28 protein-coding genes and 1 tRNA gene are annotated in these 22,890 nt (G+C 33.2%); 20 read left to right on the top strand and 9 right to left on the bottom strand.

Translation table 11 applies throughout. The annotated features are described in order from the left end of the window. The 8 genes from FLY87_RS04195 (at position 1) to FLY87_RS04160 (ending at position 7,105) form a co-directional block, all read left to right on the top strand. Positions 1 to 645 carry a hypothetical protein gene (locus tag FLY87_RS04195; protein ID WP_141266361.1) on the top strand — a complete coding sequence of 215 codons (645 nt, stop codon included), beginning with the start codon at positions 1 to 3 and terminating at the stop codon, positions 643 to 645. Beyond that, positions 642 to 2,099, top strand: coding sequence for a complex I subunit 5 family protein (locus tag FLY87_RS04190; protein WP_141266360.1), 1,458 nt, complete (start codon positions 642 to 644; stop codon positions 2,097 to 2,099). The genes FLY87_RS04195 and FLY87_RS04190 overlap by 4 nt, the downstream gene beginning before the upstream one ends. Positions 2,100 to 2,109: 10 nt before the next feature. After that, positions 2,110 to 2,580: an NADH-quinone oxidoreductase subunit B family protein gene (locus FLY87_RS04185; RefSeq protein WP_012546559.1), complete on the top strand. Its 471-nt coding sequence runs from the start codon at positions 2,110 to 2,112 to the stop codon at positions 2,578 to 2,580. After that, positions 2,567 to 3,034, top strand: coding sequence for a hydrogenase 3 maturation endopeptidase HyCI (locus tag FLY87_RS04180; protein ID WP_141266359.1), 468 nt, complete (start codon positions 2,567 to 2,569; stop codon positions 3,032 to 3,034). The genes FLY87_RS04185 and FLY87_RS04180 overlap by 14 nt, the downstream gene beginning before the upstream one ends. A 315-nt stretch (positions 3,035 to 3,349) precedes the next feature. Then, positions 3,350 to 3,928, top strand: a complete 579-nt coding sequence (locus tag FLY87_RS04175; RefSeq protein WP_012545523.1) for a superoxide dismutase — start codon at positions 3,350 to 3,352, stop codon at positions 3,926 to 3,928. Positions 3,929 to 3,937: 9 nt separating this feature from the next. Continuing rightward, positions 3,938 to 4,561 carry a TusE/DsrC/DsvC family sulfur relay protein gene (locus tag FLY87_RS04170; RefSeq protein WP_051345892.1) on the top strand — a complete coding sequence of 208 codons (624 nt, stop codon included), beginning with the start codon at positions 3,938 to 3,940 and terminating at the stop codon, positions 4,559 to 4,561. Beyond that, on the top strand, positions 4,561 to 6,276 hold the full coding sequence (locus FLY87_RS04165; protein WP_141266358.1) for a 2-oxoacid:acceptor oxidoreductase subunit alpha: 1,716 nt from the start codon (positions 4,561 to 4,563) through the stop codon (positions 6,274 to 6,276). The genes FLY87_RS04170 and FLY87_RS04165 overlap by 1 nt, the downstream gene beginning before the upstream one ends. Then, positions 6,254 to 7,105, top strand: coding sequence for a 2-oxoacid:ferredoxin oxidoreductase subunit beta (locus FLY87_RS04160; protein ID WP_141266357.1), 852 nt, complete (start codon positions 6,254 to 6,256; stop codon positions 7,103 to 7,105). The genes FLY87_RS04165 and FLY87_RS04160 overlap by 23 nt, the downstream gene beginning before the upstream one ends. 12 nt (positions 7,106 to 7,117) lie before the next feature. Here FLY87_RS04160 and FLY87_RS04155 read toward each other — a convergent pair whose 3' ends face one another. Continuing rightward, on the bottom strand, positions 7,118 to 7,972 hold the full coding sequence (locus FLY87_RS04155; protein ID WP_181405987.1) for an NAD(P)-dependent oxidoreductase: 855 nt from the start codon (positions 7,970 to 7,972) through the stop codon (positions 7,118 to 7,120). 79 nt (positions 7,973 to 8,051) lie between these two features. Between FLY87_RS04155 and FLY87_RS04150 the strand changes: the two genes are divergently transcribed. From FLY87_RS04150 to FLY87_RS04120, 7 genes are all read left to right on the top strand, one after another. Continuing rightward, positions 8,052 to 8,621: a UbiX family flavin prenyltransferase gene (locus tag FLY87_RS04150; RefSeq protein WP_012545244.1), complete on the top strand. Its 570-nt coding sequence runs from the start codon at positions 8,052 to 8,054 to the stop codon at positions 8,619 to 8,621. Then, positions 8,614 to 9,537 (top strand): ferrochelatase, encoded by a 924-nt coding sequence (gene hemH / locus FLY87_RS04145; RefSeq protein WP_028842786.1) that lies wholly within the window; start codon positions 8,614 to 8,616, stop codon positions 9,535 to 9,537. The genes FLY87_RS04150 and hemH overlap by 8 nt, the downstream gene beginning before the upstream one ends. A gap of 12 nt (positions 9,538 to 9,549) precedes the next feature. Continuing rightward, positions 9,550 to 9,918 carry a preQ(1) synthase gene (gene queF / locus FLY87_RS04140; RefSeq protein ID WP_012546535.1) on the top strand — a complete coding sequence of 123 codons (369 nt, stop codon included), beginning with the start codon at positions 9,550 to 9,552 and terminating at the stop codon, positions 9,916 to 9,918. A 20-nt stretch (positions 9,919 to 9,938) separates the two neighbouring features. After that, a tRNA-Arg gene (locus FLY87_RS04135) sits at positions 9,939 to 10,012 on the top strand. Positions 10,013 to 10,022: 10 nt separating this feature from the next. After that, on the top strand, positions 10,023 to 10,820 hold the full coding sequence (gene mtnP, locus FLY87_RS04130; protein WP_038059414.1) for an S-methyl-5'-thioadenosine phosphorylase: 798 nt from the start codon (positions 10,023 to 10,025) through the stop codon (positions 10,818 to 10,820). Beyond that, complete coding sequence (locus FLY87_RS04125) at positions 10,807 to 11,289, top strand: murein L,D-transpeptidase family protein (protein WP_012545184.1); 483 nt, start codon at positions 10,807 to 10,809, stop codon at positions 11,287 to 11,289. Before mtnP ends, FLY87_RS04125 begins: the two co-directional genes overlap by 14 nt. Then, the gene (locus FLY87_RS04120; protein ID WP_012546127.1) at positions 11,286 to 12,836 is read left to right on the top strand and encodes an AAA family ATPase; all 1,551 of its coding nucleotides are present in this window, start codon (positions 11,286 to 11,288) and stop codon (positions 12,834 to 12,836) included. Before FLY87_RS04125 ends, FLY87_RS04120 begins: the two co-directional genes overlap by 4 nt. Position 12,837: 1 nt before the next feature. On the opposite strand, the gene FLY87_RS04115 is transcribed toward FLY87_RS04120, so the two are convergent. After that, positions 12,838 to 13,704 (bottom strand): lipopolysaccharide assembly protein LapB, encoded by an 867-nt coding sequence (locus FLY87_RS04115; protein ID WP_012546087.1) that lies wholly within the window; start codon positions 13,702 to 13,704, stop codon positions 12,838 to 12,840. Positions 13,705 to 13,760: 56 nt separating this feature from the next. Here FLY87_RS04115 and FLY87_RS04110 point away from each other — a divergent pair, with 56 nt between their 5' ends. Further along, the gene (locus FLY87_RS04110) at positions 13,761 to 14,282 is read left to right on the top strand and encodes a hypothetical protein (RefSeq protein ID WP_028842791.1); all 522 of its coding nucleotides are present in this window, start codon (positions 13,761 to 13,763) and stop codon (positions 14,280 to 14,282) included. Here the strand turns inward: FLY87_RS04110 and FLY87_RS04105 are convergent. Together FLY87_RS04105 and FLY87_RS04100 are read right to left on the bottom strand one after the other, a co-directional pair. After that, a complete protein-coding gene (locus FLY87_RS04105) occupies positions 14,218 to 15,117 on the bottom strand; it encodes a cation diffusion facilitator family transporter (protein ID WP_012544946.1) in 900 nt (299 codons plus the stop codon). The two genes, FLY87_RS04110 and FLY87_RS04105, sit on opposite strands and share 65 nt — an antisense overlap. Positions 15,118 to 15,120: 3 nt before the next feature. Continuing rightward, positions 15,121 to 15,909, bottom strand: a complete 789-nt coding sequence (locus FLY87_RS04100; RefSeq protein WP_012546481.1) for an inositol monophosphatase family protein — start codon at positions 15,907 to 15,909, stop codon at positions 15,121 to 15,123. Between the two features lie 68 nt (positions 15,910 to 15,977). On the opposite strand from FLY87_RS04100, the gene hisC reads away from it, so the two are divergent. Genes hisC through FLY87_RS04080 form a run of 4 tightly spaced genes read left to right on the top strand, consistent with a single transcriptional unit; the run spans position 15,978 to position 19,261 of the window. Then, a complete protein-coding gene (gene hisC, locus FLY87_RS04095; RefSeq protein WP_012545615.1) occupies positions 15,978 to 17,036 on the top strand; it encodes a histidinol-phosphate transaminase in 1,059 nt (352 codons plus the stop codon). Between the two features lie 2 nt (positions 17,037 to 17,038). Next, a complete protein-coding gene (hisB, locus tag FLY87_RS04090) occupies positions 17,039 to 17,614 on the top strand; it encodes an imidazoleglycerol-phosphate dehydratase HisB (RefSeq protein WP_012546516.1) in 576 nt (191 codons plus the stop codon). Next, positions 17,611 to 18,339, top strand: coding sequence for an FAD-dependent thymidylate synthase (thyX, locus tag FLY87_RS04085; protein ID WP_012546288.1), 729 nt, complete (start codon positions 17,611 to 17,613; stop codon positions 18,337 to 18,339). Before hisB ends, thyX begins: the two co-directional genes overlap by 4 nt. A gap of 13 nt (positions 18,340 to 18,352) precedes the next feature. Continuing rightward, positions 18,353 to 19,261: a PLP-dependent cysteine synthase family protein gene (locus tag FLY87_RS04080; RefSeq protein ID WP_012546059.1), complete on the top strand. Its 909-nt coding sequence runs from the start codon at positions 18,353 to 18,355 to the stop codon at positions 19,259 to 19,261. Between the two features lie 28 nt (positions 19,262 to 19,289). Here FLY87_RS04080 and FLY87_RS04075 read toward each other — a convergent pair whose 3' ends face one another. The 5 genes from FLY87_RS04075 to FLY87_RS04055 all read right to left on the bottom strand — a co-directional run bounded on the left by FLY87_RS04075 (position 19,290) and on the right by FLY87_RS04055 (position 22,764). After that, positions 19,290 to 19,688, bottom strand: coding sequence for a metal-dependent transcriptional regulator (locus tag FLY87_RS04075; protein ID WP_012545915.1), 399 nt, complete (start codon positions 19,686 to 19,688; stop codon positions 19,290 to 19,292). Positions 19,689 to 19,694: 6 nt separating this feature from the next. Beyond that, entirely contained in the window at positions 19,695 to 19,838 is a 144-nt protein-coding gene (locus tag FLY87_RS10400) for a FeoB-associated Cys-rich membrane protein (protein ID WP_141266355.1), read from the bottom strand. A gap of 276 nt (positions 19,839 to 20,114) precedes the next feature. Continuing rightward, positions 20,115 to 22,313, bottom strand: a complete 2,199-nt coding sequence (gene feoB, locus FLY87_RS04065) for a ferrous iron transport protein B (protein WP_012546775.1) — start codon at positions 22,311 to 22,313, stop codon at positions 20,115 to 20,117. Beyond that, positions 22,310 to 22,537 (bottom strand): ferrous iron transport protein A, encoded by a 228-nt coding sequence (locus FLY87_RS04060; RefSeq protein WP_012545730.1) that lies wholly within the window; start codon positions 22,535 to 22,537, stop codon positions 22,310 to 22,312. The genes feoB and FLY87_RS04060 overlap by 4 nt, the downstream gene beginning before the upstream one ends. Next, positions 22,534 to 22,764, bottom strand: coding sequence for a FeoA family protein (locus FLY87_RS04055; protein ID WP_164924837.1), 231 nt, complete (start codon positions 22,762 to 22,764; stop codon positions 22,534 to 22,536). The genes FLY87_RS04060 and FLY87_RS04055 overlap by 4 nt, the downstream gene beginning before the upstream one ends. Between the last annotated feature and the right edge of the window lie 126 nt (positions 22,765 to 22,890).

Here is a 22,890-nt window from a genome sequence, read left to right as displayed (position 1 = left end):
ATGGAAATAATCTACATCGCAATTTTATTTTTTACTTTTCTTACAGGCGAAGCTAAAAATTTAAAATTTTCAGTTTTAAGTCTTGTCCCTCATTCTCTGTTTATTGTTATTGCAGTTTTTACTATCGGATACATCAATGAAATATCATCTCTTTATCTCATAGGAATATTAGATTTAGTTGTAAGAGCCATTTTAATGCCAATTCTTTTACTTAAATGTCTAAAAAATAGACTTGAAATAGAAACAAAACCATCAATATCTCATCCTCTTTCTATAGCTTTATCAATAGTTGTGCTTTCTGTTGGTTATCATTTTGTTGAAATATTTAAATCATTCTATCTCCCTTATGTAATTTCAAGCTTTTCATGTGGATTGACTCTTTTTATTTATGGTTTTTGTCTCTTTATGTCTAAAAGAGACATTGTAAAAATGATAATAAGCTTTTTTATTATTGAAAACGGCATCCATTTTTTAATAATAAGCATGATTCCACATATGCCAAAATTTATTGAGATTTCTCTAACTTTTAATTTCATCATGGCTATACTATTTTTTGTTTATCTTATTATCAGACTAAATGAAGTATTTGTTAAAGAAGAGATTAAAAAATTTAAAGAATCAAACTCTCAAAGGAGTCAATTATGAGCTTTGAATGGTTGATATATTTCTTTAGCTTCATTGCTCCTTCTTTGGGAGCCTTAATAGTTTTTCTTTTCGGCAAAAAAAGATTTATAAAAGAAACAATTTCAACTTTATCAATAAGTTTAGCTATATTCTCTACAATTTTATGCTGGAATGCTTTAAATATATCAGATAAAAAGGCGTTGTTGCTTGTTCAAATATTTTATATAGATGGATTCAGTATAATCATGCAATTAATGGTTGAGTTTGTTGCTTTAATGGTAATTTTATATTCATTAGCTTATATTCCCAAAGTGTACAGCCATAGAAAAGAAAATTTTCATATTTACTATAGTGTTATCCTTCTTTCAACAGGATTTATGAATCTCACATTCAGTCTGAATAATCTTTTCTGGCTGTACATTACACTTGAACTTAGCAGCATTCTTTCAGTTTATCTTATTGTCTTTAATTTAAATAAAGAATCACTGAAAGCAGGATTTAAATATCTTATTTTAATTAATGTGGGAATTCTTTTTAGCTTGTTGGGAATTATTTTACTTTTCCATATGGCTGGAAATCCTGTAATGATAACCAATATTGGAGAAGTTATTAAAAGCTTGCCCAGAAATATTGCTTTGTTATCAGCATTTTTATTTATTATAGGATTTTTTACAAAAGCAGGCTTAATACCATTCCATCTATGGCTACCTGACTCATATGCAGAATCTCCTACAGCAGTTACAGTATTTTTAACCGGAGCTGTAACAAAACTCGGATTTTATGGATTGGTTCGTACAGTAACAATATTCTCTTTTAACTATGAAGAGATAAAGGTTTTGGTGATCACTCTTTCATCATTGAGTATGTTATTTGGAGCTATTCTTGCATTTAATCAAAAAGATATCAAAAAACTTATAGCCTATGTAAGTATCAGTGAAATGGGATTTATTGCATCAGCTTTAGTTTTAAAAACATATGAAGGAATATTCGGAGGGGTGTTCCATCTAATCAATCACACTCTTATGAAAGGAGCTTTATTTTTTGCTACGGGTGCAATAATTTATACATGTGGAAGTAGAAAGCTTGAAGAAATAAAAACATTAATAATCAAAATGCCTGCGATTAAAATATCATTTTTTATAGGAACCTTAGCAGTAGGAGGGATGCCTCTCTTTGCAAGCTTTTTAAGTTCAATTACAATATTTTTTGCGATTACAAATGAGGGATTTTTATTGGCATCTATAGTATTAATTGTTTCAGAGTTTTTAAGTGTTGTCATTCTTTTAAAAACTGCTATATCAATATTCTGGCAGAGAAATGACAAAAGTAAAGTTTCTAATAGTTCAGTACCATTTCTGATGATATTTTGTACTGGATTATTTGTTGTATTGCTAATAATTTTTGGAATATATCCAGAAATTATTTATCCTATAATTGACAGTGCAACAATAGGGATTATTAAAATTATAGACTGAGGGGGCTAAAATGTCCTTGCTTAAAAAATTAGCTGAAAAAGCACTCAAAAAATCAGTATGGATATTTCATGTGAATACTGGAGCATGTAATGGCTGCGATATAGAACTTCTTGATGTACTTACACCTTATTATGACATTGAAAGGTTCGGGATGAAAGCGGTCAGTTCACCAAGACATGCGGATGCTCTGGTTATTTCAGGTCCTGTAACAAGACCTACTGTAGAATTTGTTAAATCAGTCTATGAGGCAACTCCTGAACCAAAAATTGTTATTGCTCTTGGCTCATGTGCCACAGCAGGCGGAATATGGTTTGACAGTTACAATGTGGTTGGCGGAGTTGATAAAATAATACCTGTTCATTTATACATACCAGGATGTCCTCCACGTCCTGAAGCAATTCTTTTTGGAATTGCCCAAGCACTTGGTATATCAAAAAAGAAAATAAAGCCTCTCGTAGCTGAACAAATTGGAATTAAATGAATTTTTAAATAACATTAGGGGAAAAGTTTTAATTGCAGGAATAGGTAATCCTCTTAGAGGAGATGACGCTGTTGGCTCATATATTGTTAAAGAACTTAGCAATAGGAAAACAAATGCAATTTTAATTGATTGCGAAGAACAACCTGAAAGATTCATTGAAAAAATAATCCAGGATCAGCCTGACACTATTATTTTTATTGATGCTTTCCATATGCAACAAGAACCAGGCTCTGTAGCTTTTCTGAAAGAAGAAGATTTACAAAACATTAAAATTTCAAATCATCAGACGAATCTTAAAATGTGTATTAAATATATAAAATCAAGAATCAAAAGTAAAGTTCTTATAATCGGTATTCAACCTGAAAATACAGACTTTGGTAAATCAATGAGTGAAAAAGTTTTAAATACAGCTGAGATTCTAAAGAATTTTTTAATCCATCATATTATTCAATAAAAAAATTTTTCATCTCCGGATACTGTCTCTTAACCTTAGAGAGAAGAGATATTGACAATTAAAATTTTATTTGTTAATATTGATTATAAAATTTACAGAGGCTGTTTAATTTATAAGTGTGATTCTGGAATGACACCTCTATTGTCACTCTGAGGGACAAAGTCCCGAAGAGTCTCCTCTGTAAAAAAGAGGATTCCTCACTTCGTTCGGAATGACAGTGGAGGTAATTGAAAAATTTTAGAACTTGTAATTTGTTGATTTTCAATAAATTACAAGTTTTTGAACAGTCTCAAATCTATAATTTAGGAGGTAATTATGCCATATGAGGCAAAGGATTATTCAAAACTGATTGGCATGCCAGGTTTTAGTGAGACACTTCTTAAAAATCACTTCACACTATACCAGGGATATGTTACAAACACAAATAAAGTTCTTGAGATTCTTGAAACAATGTTAAAGGAAGGCAAAACAACCATACCCGAGTATGCAGAACTTAAAAGAAGGCTTGGCTGGGAATGGAATGGTGTTAGACTTCATGAGTACTACTTTGAAAATCTTGGTGGAGATGGAGTATTTCCAAAGGATGGGAAATTAGCAAAACTTATCAATGAAAACTTCGGAAGTTTTGAAAACTGGCTTAAGGATTTTAAAGCCACAGGCACAATGCGTGGTATAGGCTGGATAATTCTATATCAGGATATCCTCTCAGGAAAATTAATTAATTTCTGGATTAATGAACATGATGTAGGGCATCCAGCTGGCTGCAATCCCCTTCTAATAATGGACGTTTTTGAACATGCATTCATGATTGATTATGGACTAAAAAGAGCAGATTACATTGAAGCCTTCTTTAAAAACATAAACTGGAAAGAAGTAGAAAAAAGAATTAGATAGGAGCTAAAAATGGCTTACACAATTGAAGATTTAAAAAATAAAATATTTGAGATGTACCCGGAAGTAAAACAACAGAGTTTCAACGTTAACATTTATTACAGTGAAGAAAAACAATCCTACATAATTAGATTTCAAAAGGGAACATCTGAACTAATAACCCATCTTGATAAGCAAGATGCAGACGATTGCATGAATAATGTAAAATGTGTTTATCTTGGAGTGCAGATTGGACAGTTCATTAAAAACTTCACCGAAAAGGAACGATTTGAAAGGGAAAAACCTGAAGAAGTGGCTCAGTACAAAGCAATTGAGAAGACAGTCGCCCTTGATGAAGGAGGATACCTAAAAAACATCAATGATTGGAATGAAAAAGTAGCTCAGATGATTGCAATAAAAGAAGGCGTGGGAATTCTCACAAAAGAGCAACTTGATATAGTTAAATTCATTCATGAGTACTATAAAATTTACAATTATTTCCCTGTTTTAAGCCATGTCTGTAAAAACATTAATCAACCAAAGGATTGCATTGCAGAAAAACTAATAGACCCGATTGTTGCATGGAAAATTGCAGGTCTTCCAAAGCCTGATGACAATTTAATTAACATCGTCAAATATGGCGTAACTCCTACATAATGGATTATTCAATAAAAATAGGTGGTGAAGCGGGACAGGGAATCCAGACAATAGGTGAGACCCTGTCCCGCATATTTGCTCGGGCAGGTTACTATGTTTTCACCCATCAGGACTATGAATCCCGCATAAGAGGTGGACACAATTTTTATCAGATTAGAATATCCAATAATCCCGTAACTGCCTCAAAAAGTGTCATTGACATTCTCGTTGCCCTTGACAATGAAAGCATAACCCAGCATGAAAGAGAATTAAAACCAAATGGACATGTCCTTTATGATTCCTCATTTTTAAGACAAAAATTTGAGAAATCTAATTTTCTTGATATTCCACTATCTGAATTAGCAGTAACTTATGGTGGAAGCAAAATAATGGCAAATACCGTTGCAGTTGGTGCAGTAATTGGAATGCTTGGAATGTCTCCTGAGATTATGTATGAACTTATAAAGAAAACTTTCAAGAAAAAGGGTGATGATGTTATATCAGCAAATTTAAAGACAGCAGAGGCAGGTTATAAATTTGCAAAGGAGCGATGCCTTACCTGTTCATTCGTGATATCAGGGTTGGAGACTTCCAAAATGCTGATTACAGGCAATGAAGCAATTGGCGCCGGTGCAATTGCGTCAGGATTAAATTTTTATTCAGCCTATCCAATGACTCCATCAACGGGAATTTTTAATTTTATTGCAGAAAACGTAAAAGATTTCAGCATAGTGGTTGAGCAGGCTGAGGATGAAATTGCTGCCATAAATATGGCAATAGGTGCATCCTTTGCTGGAGTAAGGGCAATGACTGGAACTTCAGGGGGTGGCTTCGCTTTGATGGTTGAGGGAGTATCTCTTGCAGCGATGACTGAGACTCCTCTTGTAATAGCCCTCGCTCAGAGACCTGGTCCTGCAACTGGATTGCCTACAAGAACTGAACAGGCTGATTTACTGTATGCTCTCTTTGCAGGACATGGAGAGTTTCCAAAAGTCATATTTGCGCCGGGAAGTCCTGAAGAAGCGTTTTATCTTACTAATAAAGCTTTTGACTTGGCTGAAAAGTATCAGATTACTGTCATAATTCTCACAGATCAATATCTTGCAGACAGTCAATGGAGCTATAAAGACTTTGACCTTACAAGTTTGAAATATACTGATTATAGAATTAGAGAAGAATTTCAAAAGCTAAAAGAATACAAGCGTCATACCTTTACAGAAACAGGGATTTCACCCTTAGGGATTCCTGGACGTTCCTCTCATCTTGTGGTAACAGACAGTGATGAGCATGATGAGGAAGGACATATTATTGAGGATGCAGAGACAAGAATAAAGATGGTTGAAAAGAGGCTTTTTAGAAAAATGCCTCTTATCAGGAAAGAAATTGCTCCACCCCAACTTTATGGAATTCAATCTCCAGATATTGTAATTGTTTGTTGGGGGTCAATGTATGGAATTGTAAAAGAAGTTGTTGATGAACTTTCTGATAGTTTTAAAATTGCTATGCTTCATTTCAGTGAGATATATCCTTTTCCTGAACAACAAAACTGGATAAATGTGCTAAAAAATGCAAAGTTATCAATAGGTATTGAGCAAAATGCTACGAGTCAATTTGCAAGACTCGTAAGAATGGAAACAGGATTTAGCATTCAAAATCACATAAATCGTTTTGATGGAAGACCTTTTACTGTTGATGAACTAAAGGAGAAAGTGCATGCCTACCTTAGAAGACTATAAAGGAAGAAAACCTGCTTGGTGTCCAGGCTGTGGTAATTTTTCAATACTTAAAGCCTTCAATGAGGCAATGGCAGAACTTGGACTGAACCCTCATGAATTTGTAATAGTCTCAGGCATTGGACAGGCTGGAAAATTTCCCCATTATACGAGATGTAATACCTTCAATGGACTTCATGGAAGAACACTACCTGTTGCAACAGGAATTAAGCTTGCCAATCATAAATTGAAGGTATTTGCTGTGACAGGTGATGGTGACTGCTATGGGGAAGGAGGAAATCATCTCATTCATGCAATAAGGCGAAATATAGATGTAAAGCTCTTTGTTCATGATAATCAAATTTATGGACTTACAAAAGGACAGGCATCGCCTACATCTATGAAAGGCACAATAACAAAAATCCAGCCTTTTGGGGTTTTTTCAGAGCAGTTTAATCCATTGGCAATGGCAGTTGCGCTTAATTGTAGTTTTGTTGCAAGAGGTTTTGCCGGTGATATGGAGCATTTAAAAGCACTAATCAAAGAAGCAGTAACTCACAGGGGATTTAGTCTAATTGACATTCTTCAGCCATGTGTTAGCTTTAATAAAATAAACACCTTTGAATGGTACAGACAGAGAGTATACAGGCTTTCTGAAAATTATGATCCTTTTGACAGAGCTAAAGCCTTTGAAAAATCCCTTGAATGGGGTGATAGTATCCCTATAGGAGTTGTTTATAAAACATCAAGACCTGTATTTGAAGAACAAATTCCTGTGATTAAGGAAAAGCCTCTTGTTGAGCAAAAACTTGCGTTTGAAAAGATTAAAAGCCTTATCGGAAAGTTTTATTAGTTTCAGTTACTTTTAGAAGTTTTTAAAAATTTTATAAATGCTGGAGAAGTCTTCATTTTCAACTCCTTTTAATAGAGCTGTAGCATAAATCTCCTTGACAATGCTTCCAGTGAATAATGGTCTTTTCAGGAGTTTTGCTAAATCATGAATATAGTCTAAATCTTTGTAAATCAAAGCGTTTGTAAAATGTGGTGTAAAATCTTCATCAATAATCTTTTGTTTCTTTACATTGAGAACCATAGAATTTCCCGCACCTGAAAGTAATATTTCAATTGCCCTCTCTTTATCTATACCCGATTGTTCAGCAAATACAATAGCTTCTGCCAGAGTTGCCATAAAACTGCCAAGAACAAGGTTATTTATCAGCTTCATTTTTGTTGCAACTCCCTCTTTTTCAAGATAAAATATACTTTTACCAATTTTCTCCAGTATGAACTTTGCTCTTTCAAAAGCAGTTTTATCACCACTGACAAGTACTGTTAAAAGTCCTTGAGAAGCTGGAATTACACTTCCCAATACAGGAGATTCAAGATAATAAGCACGTTTCTCCTTTAGAAGACTATAAAATTCTAAAACTTCCTCAAAATGATTTGTTGTGGTATCAATAACTATTTTATTTTCACAATTACCATAAATAAGCCCATTTTGATTGATTAGCACATCCTTTACAGCAATACTGTCTTTTAGATTAAGAATAAGCATATCTACTTGAGATATAAGCTCCGACGGAGTATTAGCTATAAGACATCCTAATTCCTTTGCTTTGTCAATAGTTCTATTCCAGACAATCAATTCAACACCTTCTGAAATTAACCTTTTTGCCATAGCCTTTCCAAGATTTCCAAGTCCTATAAAACCTATTTTCATCATTTATCCTCCTACAAAAATTTTTTCCTATTTTAATCCATCTTTATGACATTACATCAATATGTTACTATATAAAATAATGGAGAAATTTATTTTAGCAATAACAGGAGCTTCAGGTATAATTTACGGAATCAGACTTCTTGAAGAACTTATTAAAAATTTTGAAATATCTTTAATTTTATCTAATTCAGCCTTATATGTGATGAAACTGGAAACAGAAATTAAAAATTTTCATGAGTTTAAAGAAAGGTTCAATAATCCTAAAATAAAATTTTATTCTGAAAACCAAATTGATGCTCCTATAGCAAGCGGCTCTTACAAAACTCGTGGCATGTTTATCGTTCCGTGCTCTATGAAGACTGTCTCAGCAATTGCTCACGGTTACGCAGATAATCTAATTACAAGGGCTGCTGATGTAACAATTAAAGAAGGTAGAAAACTTATTATTTCACCAAGAGAAATGCCTCTTGGTATAATTCATCTTGAAAATCTACTTAAACTTGCAAGAATTGGTGTTATTGTAGCACCCCCAATTCCTGCATTTTATAATAATCCAGAAAGTATTGATGATATAGTCAACTTTGTTGTTGGTAAACTTCTTGATTGCATAGAAATTGAGAATAATCTTTACAGGAGATGGAATGGATAAAATTGGGGTATTATTACTCAACATGGGAGGACCTGATAGTCTTACAGCAGTAAAGCCTTTTCTTTATAATCTTTTCAGTGATCCATACATAGCAAACTTTGGTTTTATGCAGAAACCACTGGCATGGTTCATTTCTTTCTTCAGAGCCGAGAAAGTAAAAAAAGCATATCAAAAAATTAAAGGAAAATCTCCATTAAAAGAAATCACAACTGCCCAAGCAATAGCAGTTGAAAAAGCTCTGGGTAACAATTTTAAAGTTCTTCCTGGAATGCGTTATTGGCACCCGTTTATTGAAGAATCTCTAAATGAATTTAAAAAATCAGATATAAAAAAGATTATTGCACTTTCGCTTTATCCACAATTTTGCAGTGCCACAACATCATCTGTAGTTGAAAAATTTAAACAATGTGCAAATGGATATTTTGAGTTCAAAATTATTAGTTCATGGTGTGATTATCCTTTATTTATTGATGCATGGATTGAGCAGATTGAAAAATCCTTTGAAAAATTTGGAAACGACTGCTTTGTTCTCTTTAGTGCTCATGGTATTCCCCTTTCACTTTATAAAAAAGGAGACCCTTATATTTTGGAAGTTGAAAGAAGCGTCAAAGCTATTGCCAATAAAATGAAGTTACAACAATTTAAAATAGGTTATCAAAGTAGAACAGGACCTGTTAAATGGGTTAAACCATCAACTGAAGAAATAATTGAAGAACTGGCTAAAAATGGAAATAAAAAAGTATTAGTTGTTCCAGTGAGTTTTGTTTCTGACCATATAGAAACTTTATATGAAATTGATATTGTTTATAAAAAAAAGGCAAATGATTTTGGAATACAACTCCATAGAGTTGATTCATTGAATACTTCACCGAAATTTATTGAAGCTCTAAAAAATCTTGTATTAGAATCTGTATAAGGGGGAAAATTAATGTTATATGGGGAAAAAGCCATAAAAGAAGCATTACTTGAAGCATGGGACAATCCATACCCTGATAGAGATTATAAGATTGAAATAAGTTTTCCTGAGTTTACCTGTTTATGTCCAAGGTCTGGATATCCTGATTTCGCAACAATAAAAATAAGCTATATTCCTGATAAAAAAATTGTTGAACTTAAATCTTTAAAGCTTTATCTTAATTCTTATAGGGACAAATATATTTCTCATGAAGCTGTTACAAATAAAATTTATGAGGATCTACATAATCTTCTTAAGCCAAGAAATTTAGAAGTAATAGGTGATTTTAATCCAAGAGGGAATGTGAAAACTATAATAAAAGTTTCCTCTGAGTGTAAATAAACTATGTTATAATATTTTTAGCGCCCATAGCTCAGTAGGATAGAGCGGCGGACTACGAATCCGTAGGTCGGGGGTTCAAATCCTCCTGGGCGCATTTGGGAAAAATGCATAACAAACAACAGGTGAAAATAGGAATAATTGGCGGCAGCGGACTCAGTGAATCAGAGGCAAAAAAAGAAATTATTACCATAAAAACACCTTATGGTGAACCTTCCTGCCCTTATGAAATAGAAAAAATTGATGATATAGAAGTTTTATTTCTCAGACGACATGGACAAAAACACAGCATACCACCCCATAAAGTTAATTATAGAGCCAATATTTACGGATTTAAAAATTTTGGAATAGAAAGAATATTTGGAGTTTTTGCTACAGGCTCACTAACTGAAAACATACCACCTGGCAGCATTGTAATACCCAATCAAATTATAGATTTTACTCAAGGAATGAGAGCTAATACTTTCTATGAAGAGAAAAAGGTTGTTCACATAGATTTTACAGAACCATTCTGCAGTGAAATAAGACATTATTTATTAGAAACAGCCAGGAAAATCGGCATTAATGTAGTCTCTCATGCTACATATATATGTGTCAATGGACCAAGACTTGAGACCGCTGCTGAAATAAAATTCTTTAAAAATATTGGTGCTGATATTATTGGTATGACAATTATGCCCGAGGCTTCCTTAGCACGAGAAGTTGAAATTTGTTATGCAGCAGTGGCTGTTGTTGCCAATTATGCTGCAGGAATATCAAAATTTCCTCTTACAGTTAAAGAAGTTATTGAAACGATGGAGGATTCACTTGATGCAGTTGGTTTCCTTATAAAAGAAACCATAAAAAAATTACCTGAAGAAAGGAAATGTCTCTGCAAACATGCTCTCAAGAATGCTTCTTTTTAGCATTTTAATTTTTATTTTTTCTGTTAATACCTCTTTAGCGTATGAAACTGTTGATTTAGTAGTTGTTATTAAATCAAAAAGAGCTATGTTTCTAATGAAAGAAGGGAAAATAGTTAAAGCTTATAAAGTTGCGCTTGGCAAAACTCCTGTAGGGAAAAAGGTTTCGCAAGGAGATGGCAAAACACCTGAAGGAAGATATTACATAATAGGAAGAAATCCAAACAGTAATTTTTATAAAGCCCTAAAAATATCATATCCAAATGAACAAGATATTGAACAAGCAATAAAGTTACATGTAAATCCTGGTGGTGGAATTATGATACATGGACTTTCAAAACATGTTGAATATCTTGGTAAATATCACATAATTGATGACTGGACAGAAGGCTGTATTGCTGTAACAAATGAAGAGATGGATGAAATATGGAAGCTTGTACCTGATGGAACCCCAATAGAAATTCTACCATGATAGAGCTTGATTTAAATGAAGAATTCGTTAAAGCTTTCCATTTAGCTGAAAATACAGAGAAGAACTTATTTATAACTGGAAAAGCAGGGACAGGAAAATCAACATTTTTAAATTACTTCAGAGAAAATACAACAAAGAATATTGCAGTAATTGCACCAACAGGCGTAGCAGCAGTAAATGTTAAGGGACAGACAATTCATTCTTTTTTTAATTTTAAACCTGATATTACTTTGTATAAAGTAAAAGAAATTAAACCCAAAAATCCAAATCTTTATAAAAAACTTGACTGCATTGTTATTGATGAAATATCAATGGTAAGGGCTGATATTCTTGACTGTATTGATAGTTTTTTAAAAATTCATGGACCAAATAAAAAGAAATCCTTTGGTGGTATTCAGATGATATTTATCGGTGATTTATATCAACTTCCTCCTGTTGTTACATCCAAAGAAAAGGGGGTATTCAAAGAACTCTATAAAACTCCATATTTTTTTAGCTCTAATGTTTTTCAAAAATGCGATTTTGAATTTATTGAACTTGAAAAGGTTTACAGACAGTCAGATAGTGCTTTCCTTGAAATTCTTAATTCAATAAGGAATAATACTGTTACAGATGAGATTATTGAAAAATTGAATCAAAAAGTCAACCCTGATTTTAATCCTCCGGAAGATGACTTTTATATTTATCTTACAACAACCAATAAAATGGCAGAAGAAGTAAACTTTGATAAACTTTCAAGAATTAAAAATAAAGAATTTAAATATTACGGATTTGTTGATGGAGAATTTAGTGAACAAGACCTTCCAACTTCTCAGGAACTTATACTCAAGGTTGACGCGCAGGTAATGCTTCTTAATAATGATTCAAAAGGAAGGTGGATAAATGGAGATATTGGTAAAATTGTTGAGATAAACACAAAAAAAGCTGAACCTGATGTAATACTGGTTGAACTTACAAATGGAGAAATTGTTGAAGTCACTCCATTTACATGGGAGATGTATGAATTTTACTATGACAAAAATAGAAAAAAAATTTTAACTGACGTCATTGGTCGGTTCACGCAGTATCCTTTAAAACTTGCATGGGCTATCACAATCCACAAAAGTCAGGGACTTACATTTGATAAAGTATTACTTGACATTGGAAGAGGGACATTTTCTCATGGACAGCTATATGTAGCTCTTTCAAGATGTCGTTCACTTGAAGGATTGATATTAAAAAAGCCTGTCTATCCGAAAAATGTCCTTCTTGACAGAAGAATAGTAAAATTTCTTACAGAATTTCAATATAACCATTCAGAAAAAAATCTCCCACTCCAAGAAAAAATTTCAATAATTGAAACGGCAATAAATGAGGGGAAAGAAATTGAAATAGTTTACCTGAAATCAACTGATATAAAGACAAAAAGATTAATTAAGCCTGTTTACATTGGAGATATGGAATATGCAAATAAAACATTTCTTGGTTTAAAGGCATTCTGCATGTTAAGAAACCAGGAAAGACATTTTAATGTTGAAAAAATCATAGATGTAAGGATTATTGATTAGACTATCTCAAAAGATCTCTCAAATTTTGAGCAAGATTATTGTCCATATAAAATAATATTGAGACTTGTTTATAAGCTTCTTCTTTTCTATTTGTTAAATAGTAAACTACACCTTTAAGATAATGCAAATATGGAGAATTCAATCCTGAGTTATTAATAACTCTCAATGCTCCTTCAAAATTCTTTTCAATGATATAAATTCCAACAAGCTTTATGATTGTCTGTTCTTCGTCTTTTGGTAGCATCTCAAAATATTCCTTTGCTTTCTTAAAATCACTGAGATAGTAGTAAATAAGTCCAATTTTGTTTATAATTTTTTTGTTTTTTGGTTCCTGTTTGAGCAATTCTTCATAAATTGATAACGCCTTACTCCACTGCGCATTTTTTTCATATTGCTCAGCTAATGCAACATAATCAGATAAAAGGATTTTTTCTTGTTTAATCTCTATTTTTTTAAATTCAGATGGAAAAAGTTCTTTAACCTTTGGAAGAATTCTTTTCTTATTTTCAATAAGCAATTTTATATCTTTATCTATCAATATTTCTTCTGGATTAAAATAAAGAGATTTTCTCTGAGAAAAATCAATTAATAACAACGCAATCCCTTTTAGTTTATCAATAATTATAGAATCCTTTACAGGATAAACATATCCATCCTGCACAACAATTAACTGAGAACGTGGAACAGTAATCCACTTTTTTATAGGCTGTATTTTTGTCATATAAATATCATCCCTTTGAGTTTCAAGAAGTCTATAACCCTGAAAAGGATTTGAATTTTCATCAATAACAAAAACATAGGCTGATTCACTAGCGGAAAGCAGAGTGGGAATAAGGAGAAACAAAATAATTAAAATTAAATTTCTCATTTAAATATTTTATCACAACTTTTTAACCACAAGGTTTAAAATTAATTATGCATTTAATGAATGAAAAAATAGATATCCTTAAAGATAGAGTTAAAGAATTAGAAAAAAAAGGCATCTTATCCAGGATAGAAGAATTACTTAAACAACTAAAAGAGTTTATAATTCAAGAAGATAAAGAAAGATTACTCTCTGGAATGACTGAAATATGCGCTAAATGTGGCAAAGAGGGTAAAGCCTGTTGTGGCAGTGCAATAGAATTTAAATATACGGATGAACTTCTTCTGATAAATATTTTATTAGGAACAAAGTTCCCTGATGAACCAGAATTTCCTGATATGTGTTTTTTCCTTACAACTTCAGGATGCGTTCTTTTTGCAAGAGATGCTTTTTGTATTAATTTTATATGCGATAAAATAAAAGAAAAAATACCCTTAGAAAAATTGAAAAGACTGAGAGAACTTGAAGGGCTACATCTCCAATTACAGTTCAGACTTGAACAGATACTTAAACAAATTAGTGGTGACCGTGATTCATTGATTTTTTATGATCACAGTAAATTGAACTATTTTCACATCTAATACATTCTATCTGAATAACACTGTGCTTAATTCCGATATTTGTAAGTTTATTCTCAATCTGTTTTCTTATTATATCAGCTTCACTTAGGAGGCAGTTATCCACCACTACATGAGCTGAAAATGCAGTAACTCCATATCCAATTGACCATATATGAACATCATGGATATCAATAATCCCTTTGATTTTTCTAATTTCATCTGATATGGTTTCTATATCAAAACCCTTTGGAACAAAGTCAAGAAAAATCCAGAGTGAATCTTTAACAACTCTTATTCCACCCAAAATGATAATAAAACCTACAAACCAGCTTATTAAAGGGTCAACTATAAGCCATCCTGTAAATTTTATTATTAAACCAGCTATAATTACTCCTGCAGAGGAAACTGTATCTCCAAGAACATGAAGCCAAGCGCTTTTAATATTTAAATCTTCATGTTTATGTCCTAAAATCCAAGCCATTACAAGATTGCCAATAAAACCAAAAAAAGCCACAGGAAGCATTATATTAAAATCAATATGAGGAGGATTTATCAGTCTTCTATATCCTTCAAAAAATATTAGTCCCGCAATCACAATGAGGCTTACTCCATTTATAAAAGCTGCAAGAATCCCAATTTTATGATACCCATAAGTAGCTTTTTTACCTGAAGGTTTTCTTACAATAATTGATGCAAGCAAGCTTAAAATTATTGCGAAAGAATCTGTAAAAACATGTCCTGCATCACTTAGTAAGGCAAGACTATTGCTGATGATGCCACCTATAAGCTCAGCTATAAATATAAAAAAAGTTATACCGAGTGTGAGAGTCAGTTTTTTTGTAGATGAATACTCCATTACTTATTCTCTATCAATTAATTCCAATACTTTTTTATGAAGCAGTTCACTTGCAGATACCACAAGGGTTGTCTTTGTATCAAAAGCAATTGGTAGCTCCTCAATTGAATTACCTTTAATGTCAGTTATAGTTGCTTCTGATTCTTTTGCAATTAAAATTCCTGCTGAAAAATCAAAAATTCTTGAAGGAGTAGGAGTAACAAAAATACTCAAAGCTCCTATGGAAAGATATGCAAGGTCTAAAGCCGTGCTTCCAAAACATCTTACCCTATTTGCCATTTTAAACAAAGGTAGAATATTTTTTATAGCTATATATGGATTTGATGCTTCAAAACCAATTATTAAGGGTTTACTTTTTTTATCAGTTTTGATTTTCTTTCCATTAAAAAAAGCACCCTCACCTCTTTTTGTCCAGAACTCATCTCCATTCACAAGATTAATGATGTAACCAAGTTGAAGACTCTTTAATGTTTTACCATCAGCTATTGCAATTGACGTAGAAAAAAATGGAATACCTGAAATAGCATTTTTACTCCCATCAATTGGATCAATTATGAGAGTAAGAAGGTTAGCATCTATTGTTTTTACGCCTTTTTCTTCTGTTATGATGTTTACATTAATGCCTTCTTTTTCAAAAAAATCAATTATCATATCTTCTACTAATCTATCAACTGGATAAGTTATATCTCCTGAAGCCCCTTGCCCTAAAGATGTTTTATTTAATTGAGGTCTTACAGTGGAAATCTTTTTAAACAACTCATGTCCAATATTTCTTATAAATTCTATATCCATAAGGCATTATTATACCCTTAAAATATCAGAGTTGACAATCTTTTAATAACCAATTATGATAAAAATCTATGAATAAGTTTAATCCTGCATTTATTGTGAGAGAAAACATAAAAAAACTAAGTCCATATCAGGCTAAAGAAATTCCCTGCAAAATTAAACTTGATGCTAATGAATCACCGTTTCCTGTAAAATTATCTGATTTTATTTCAGAAGTTAATATTCCTCTTAACAGATATCCTGACCCTGAGGCTTTAAAATTAAGAAAAGCTTTAGCAAAAAAAATGAAAATTTCCTATACAAACATAATGATAGGCAATGGCTCAGATGAATTAATATACTACTTAATACTTACTTTTGGAGGTCCTGTTCTTTATCCTATACCTACTTTTGCAATGTATGGAATAATAGCTCAATCAGTCGGAGTCAAAAAATTTGAATCTAAGCTTGACAGCGATTTTGACATAAACGAGGAAGAAATGATAAATCTAATAAAAACAGAAAAACCTCGTTTAATTTTTATTAGTTCTCCAAATAACCCTACAGGCAATACTTTTTCTACTGATAAAATTTTAAAAATCATTGATACAGCAAGAAAAAATCCTTCAATTGTAGTTATTGATGAAGCTTATCAGCCTTTCTGTAGTGATAGAGGCTTTTTACCATTTTTAAAAGATTTTGATAATTTAGCTATACTTAGAACTTTGAGTAAAATCGGACTTGCTGGATTAAGAGTAGGATATCTTATCGGGAATGAAAATTTACTAAGTGAAGCCAACAAAGTAAGACTTCCTTATAATGTTGATGTTCTTACTCAATATATTGCAACAGCAGCCCTCAGTAAGTTCTATGCTCAGATAAAAAATTTTATAACTGAAATAGTTAAAGAGAGAATTAGGCTACAAAAAGAACTTTCAAAAATAAAAGGTGTGACAGTTTTTCCTTCAGAAGCTAATTTTATTCTTTTTAAAGTAAAAAACAGTCAAAATGTCTATACCAAATTGATAAAATCGGGGATCTTGATAAGAGATATGTCTTCAACTATCAAAAATGCACTGAGGGTTACTGTAGGCACCAAGGAAGAAAATAAAGAGTTTTTAAAAGTATTAAATAACATATTGGGAGGATAGTTTTGAGAAAAGCCTCAGTAAGCCGAAAAACAAAAGAAACAGATATTAAGTTGGAGTTTAATTTAGATGGCACTGGTAACAGTGATATTAATACCTCAGTAGGCTTTTTAGATCACATGTTTGAACTTTTAGCATTTCATGGAAACTTTGATATAAAGCTTAAAGCAAAAGGAGATATACATGTAGATTATCATCATCTAATTGAAGATTTAGGAATTGTTTTGGGTAAAGCAATTGATAAAACTTTATTAGATAGAAATGGAATAAAAAGATATGGGTTTGCGTCCATTCCAATGGACGAAGCTCTTGCACAGGTTTCAATAGACATCGGAGGAAGAGAATTTCTTATTTATAATGTTAAATTTGATGGATATATTAAAGATATTGATATTTCTCTGTTTGAAGAATTTTTTAGAGCAGTCTCTAATCATGGAAAAATCGCCCTTCATATCAATGTCCTCTATGGGAAAGACTTACATCACATAATAGAAGCAGTTTTTAAGGCTTTTGCAAAAGCACTAAGTGATGCATCTCGGATTTATGGACAACAACTTCCTTCTACAAAGGGAGTGATATGAAAGAGGCTTCTTTAAAAGTCTCAATTCTTACCCATACTCCAGAACCTGAAAATGTGGTTGCTCTTTCTGCAAGACTATGTTACAGTCCTGTCGGGATAGAAGAATTGAAAGAGAAGCTATCTGACAATGATAAAGATAATCTAATAAACCTTCTTATTAACAGCGGACATTTGAGTCCCTTTGAACATGCATCCTTTACATTTGCAGTAGAAGGAATTTCACGTGCATGCTCTCACCAACTTGTAAGGCACAGAATAGCTTCTTATAGTCAGCAGTCTCAAAGATATGTAAGTGAAGAAAAAGGATTTGATTATATAATCCCTGATACAATTAAAAAAGATAGTGAAATACAATCTTTATTTATTGAAGCGATGAAAAAGTCCCATGAATATTATTGTAAAATCCTTCACGCACTGGAAAAGCAAGGACTTAAAGGAGAACTTGCAAGACAGGATGCAAGATTTGTTCTTCCAAATGCCGCAGAGACAAAAATAGTGATAACAATGAATGCAAGAGAGTTACTGCATTTTTTTAAAGTAAGATGTTGCAATCGTGCCCAGTGGGAAATAAGAGAACTTGCAACAGAGATGTTAAAGCTTGTAAAAAAAATTGCACCAAGACTTTTTAAAAATGCTGGACCAGCCTGTATAACAGGAAAATGTCCTGAGGGAAAATTCAGTTGCGGAGAAATTGAGAAAGTAAGGAAAAAATTTAAAAGCCTGTGATATAATTAAATTTATGAGTGTTATAGATATTATAGGTAATACGCCTTTAATCAGACTTGACAGAATTAATCCTAATCCAAAAGTTATACTCTATGGAAAGTTTGAAGGAGCAAATCCTGGAGGGTCAATCAAAGACAGAACAGCTCTTTACTTAATAAAAGAAGCTGAAGAAAAAGGATTTCTTACTAAAGATAAAATAATACTTGAACCTACATCTGGAAACACTGGAATCGGACTTGCAATGATTGCTGCAGCTAAGGGATACAGAATAAAACTTGTTATGCCCAAATGTGTCAGTGTTGAACGTAGAAGAGTTCTTGAAGCTTTAAGTGCAGAACTTATTCTTACTCCTGCGGAAGAAAGCACAGATGGAGCAATAAGGCTTGCACACCAAATTTATGAGGATGCGCCTGAACTTTATTTTATGCCAAATCAGTTTGATAATGAAGCAAATGTGATAGCTCATTATGAAACAACAGCTAAAGAAATTATAGAACAAACAAAAGGTGAAGTAACACACTTTGTAGCAGGAATGGGAACAACAGGAACAGTTATGGGAGTTAGCAAGCGTCTTAAAGAATTTAATAGTAACATTCAAATAATCGGAGTTGAGCCTGTTCCCGGGCACAGAATTCAGGGATTAAAAAATATGTCTGAGTCAATAGTGCCTAAAATTTTTGACCCTTCAAAGCTGGATGAAAGAATTTATGTAAATGATGAAGAAGCATTTGATACAACAAGAAAATTAGCATTTAAAGAAGGTGTCTTTGTTGGAATGTCATCAGGTGCTGCAATGCATATAGCACTTAAAAAAGCAAGTGAAATAAGAAGTGGCGTTATTGTTGTAATATTGCCTGACAGAGGAGATAGATACCTTTCAACTTCTCTTTTTGCATCAATATGCAGTAAATGCCCACCGTAATATGATTTTTAATTTTTAGACTTCTAAATTAAGCAGATTTACCAAAGGATTGAGTAAATTCAATTACTTTTTTTATTGTTTCTTCTGAAAGATCATGTTCCATTTTATGGACATCTTTTTGAGCTGATTCATGACTTACCCTCAGGATTTCAGTTAAAAATTTATATAGTATATTTTTCTTTACCTCTATATTTTTTGCTGTTTCAAGTCCTTTTTCAGTTAAGGTTATATAGCCATATTTTTGATAATTTATAAGACCCTTATCTGCAAGACTTTTAGCAGCAACAACTACGCTTGAAAGCTTAACATTTCTTCTCTTTGCAATATCCTTTATACGGACAATAGGAGCAGTTTTTAAAATCTCAAAAATATCATATAAATAATCTTCCAGATTTTCAGTCAACTCTAACTTTATTTCATCAGTCACATTAAATTATAACAAAATTTTTCCCTTTATTTTACAATATGTACTCCTGCAGCCAGAGCAGTGCCCTTTCTTCTTCCAGATGGAACGGTAAAGAAGATATACTGCTCCTCCGAAAATAATGACAGCCAGTAAGATATCAGTTAAAGGCATTTCTTCCCTCCTCCTATTTTTTATTAAGACTATTCTTCCTTTTTTACTGTCATTCCGAACAGAGCGTAAGCAGAGTAAGGAATTTCCATAAATCTCAATAGGAGGAGACTTGAGTTTTTTAGGTTGGAAGGGTTGCTTGCTCTCGTAAACAAAAAAGACCTCTGTTCCATACCATTTTGCTCTCTTTGAGTCTCCTCCACGTTCAACAGGGAAAGACCCCTTGCTTTAGCCTCATAGTAACCTTTAGAAATCAAATTCCTTTTTTCATTAAAAAACCTAAAAACCAAGAATTTTTCCTCCATGATAGATAATGAAAGCAACAAACCAAGCCATCACTGAATGAATAAGTAATGCTTGTCCATATAGCTTCCAACTTCCAAACTCATGCTTCATGGCAATTCCCACAACCACGCAGGGCCAGTAAAGAAGAACAAACACCAGAAAAGCATAGGCAGTAAGAGGGGTAAAAATTCCTTGCAGCTTTGACTGAAGCGGTCTTTGTTCCTCACCTTCTACAGTTGACAAACTCTGTATACCAAATCCTGAAAACAAACTCAAAAAAGCATCTTTAATTGAAACTGCAAAGGACATCACAGTATCTTTCAAATCTTCAAAAAATCCTTTTGCCTCTTCCTTTTGAGGAGTCTCAGAAGTGCCTTCTTCTAAAGCTTTTTTCTTTTCTCCCTCATTTTCTCCCACATATATCTGTGCCATTGTGCTTACCACGACCTCTTTTGCAATCAAGCCTGCAACAAGGCTTGATGAAGCTTCCCAAGTACCAAATCCGAGAGGTGCAAAGACAGGACTTATTGTTTTTCCAACTCTACCAAGCACAGAGTTTTCTTTTTCAACTCCATAGGGAGTGTTTAGCATAAACCACATTATAACTGATGCAGCAAAAATATAGGTTCCAGCCTTTATTACAAAATGTTTGAGTTTTTGCCATGTATGAACCATCAGGTCTCGGAAAACTGGAACTCTGTAGGGAGGAAGTTCCATTATGAAAACAGGTGCAAAACCTTTAAAGAAAGTTTTCTTTAGGACAAATCCAAGTAACACCGCCATGAATATTCCGAGCACATAGAGGGACCACAACACCGTAGGAGCATTCTGAGTAAAGAAAGCACCAATAAATATCACATAAACGGGAAGTCTCGCACCGCATGACATAAGTGGCACAAGCATGGCTGTAAGCTTTCTGTCTCTTTCTGTTTCAAGAACACGGGTAGCATAAATAGAGGGCACATTGCATCCAAAGCCTAAAAGCATGGGTATGAATGATTTACCATGAAGCCCTATAGAGTGCATCAGCCTATCCATCACAAAGGCAACCCTTGCCATGTAACCACTTCCTTCAAGAAGAGTGATAATTAACATTATCATTGCAATTACAGGCACGAATACCAAAACTGCGCCAACACCTGCAATGACCCCCTCTGTAAATAGGGATACAAGCCACTCTGGACTTCCAACACTCTTAAGGACAAAATTACTCCACTTTGTAACGGGACCGCTTACTGTTGAATCAATCCAGTCACTTAGAGGCGTTGAAAAATCAAAGGCGATCTTAAAGACAAGCCACATGGCAAGAAGAAAAATCGGTATTCCCAGATATCTGTTAAGCACCACGCTATCAATTTTCTCAGTGAGGTCAAGCCTCCTGACCTCCCTTTTTCTGAAAACATCTCTCGTAACTCCACTCGCTATTCCGTATCTTATGTCAGCAAGGATGGATTCAATATCTTTATTATGAGCACTGACAAAATGCTGTTTTGCCTTTTTTAAAAAAGACTCATCTTTTTTTATTCCTGTCTCTTTGAGAACAAGCTCGTCTTCTTCAAGGAGCTTTATAGCAAGCCATCTTGAAGGATATTCATTGAGCAATGCTGGATTTTTTACCCTCAATTCATCCTCTATTATTTTTATTGAATTCTCTATGTCCTCTCCGTAATTAATTTTTTGCTGTACCACAGCATAGTTTCCATTGGCAAACTCCTTTATGTAATTGAGAATCTCTTTTACGCCTTCTTTCTTGGTTGCTACTGTAGGAATAACCTTCACTCCAAGAAGTTGCTCGAGTTTTTCAATATCAAATTCATAACCTTTTTTCTTTGCCTCATCAAAAATATTAAGTGTAACAACAATAGGTATCCCAAGCTCAAGAAGTTGGACCGTAAGATAGAGGTTTCTTTCAAGATTTGTGGAGTCAACAACATCAATTATCAGGTCAGGCTTTTCCTGTACAAGAAAATCCCTTGCAATAACCTCTTCCTGTGTGTAGGGGCTTAAACTGTATGTTCCAGGAAGGTCAACAAGGTTTACCATAAGTTCATCAATTTTAAGAGTGGCTGTCTTTTTCTCTACAGTCACTCCAGGCCAGTTACCAATCTGAAGGCTTATGCCTGCAATGGCATTTATTAAAGTTGACTTTCCTGAATTTGGATTTCCTGTAACTGCTACTGTTACTTTTCTCAATCTAACACCTCCACCTCAATTCCTTCTGATTCGTTTTTTCTCAATGATAGATGATAATTTTTGATCACTATATCAATCGGGTCACCAAGGGGAGCAATCTTTTCAACCCTCAGAATTTCTCCACTGAGAACACCCATATCCATAAGTCTTCTTCTGATAACACCTTTCGTGTTTATGGATAATATTCTGGCTTTCTGACCTACCTTTAACTCACTTAGTTTCACTTTATCCTCCTTACCATGATTTTCATAGCTACTCCTCTGCCAATGGCTAATCTTGATTCATCAATCCTTAAAAGTATAGGACCGTGTTTTTGATTTTTTACTACTTCAACAACCTTTCCAGTAATTAGTCCTATGTCTCTTAGATGACAAAATAAAGATTTCCCCTTTTTTATAAAATCAACAATTTCCACCTTTTCACCATCAGCTACTAAAGCAAGTGGCATCATTTTTTTACCTCCTCCATTAAAAGTTAAAGTTTAATCTAACACCGTATACATTGCCTGCTTTTGTGTTTTCGGAGTCTCTATCTTTGTCACGGATATATTGATAATCAAAGGTTATGTCTGAACTAA

Source organism: Thermodesulfovibrio sp. Kuro-1 (genome assembly GCF_006538445.1).
Lineage (GTDB): Bacteria > Nitrospirota > Thermodesulfovibrionia > Thermodesulfovibrionales > Thermodesulfovibrionaceae > Thermodesulfovibrio > Thermodesulfovibrio yellowstonii.
The sequence above is the reverse complement of the archived record's forward strand: the minus strand, read 5'-3'. Positions and strand labels throughout refer to the sequence as shown.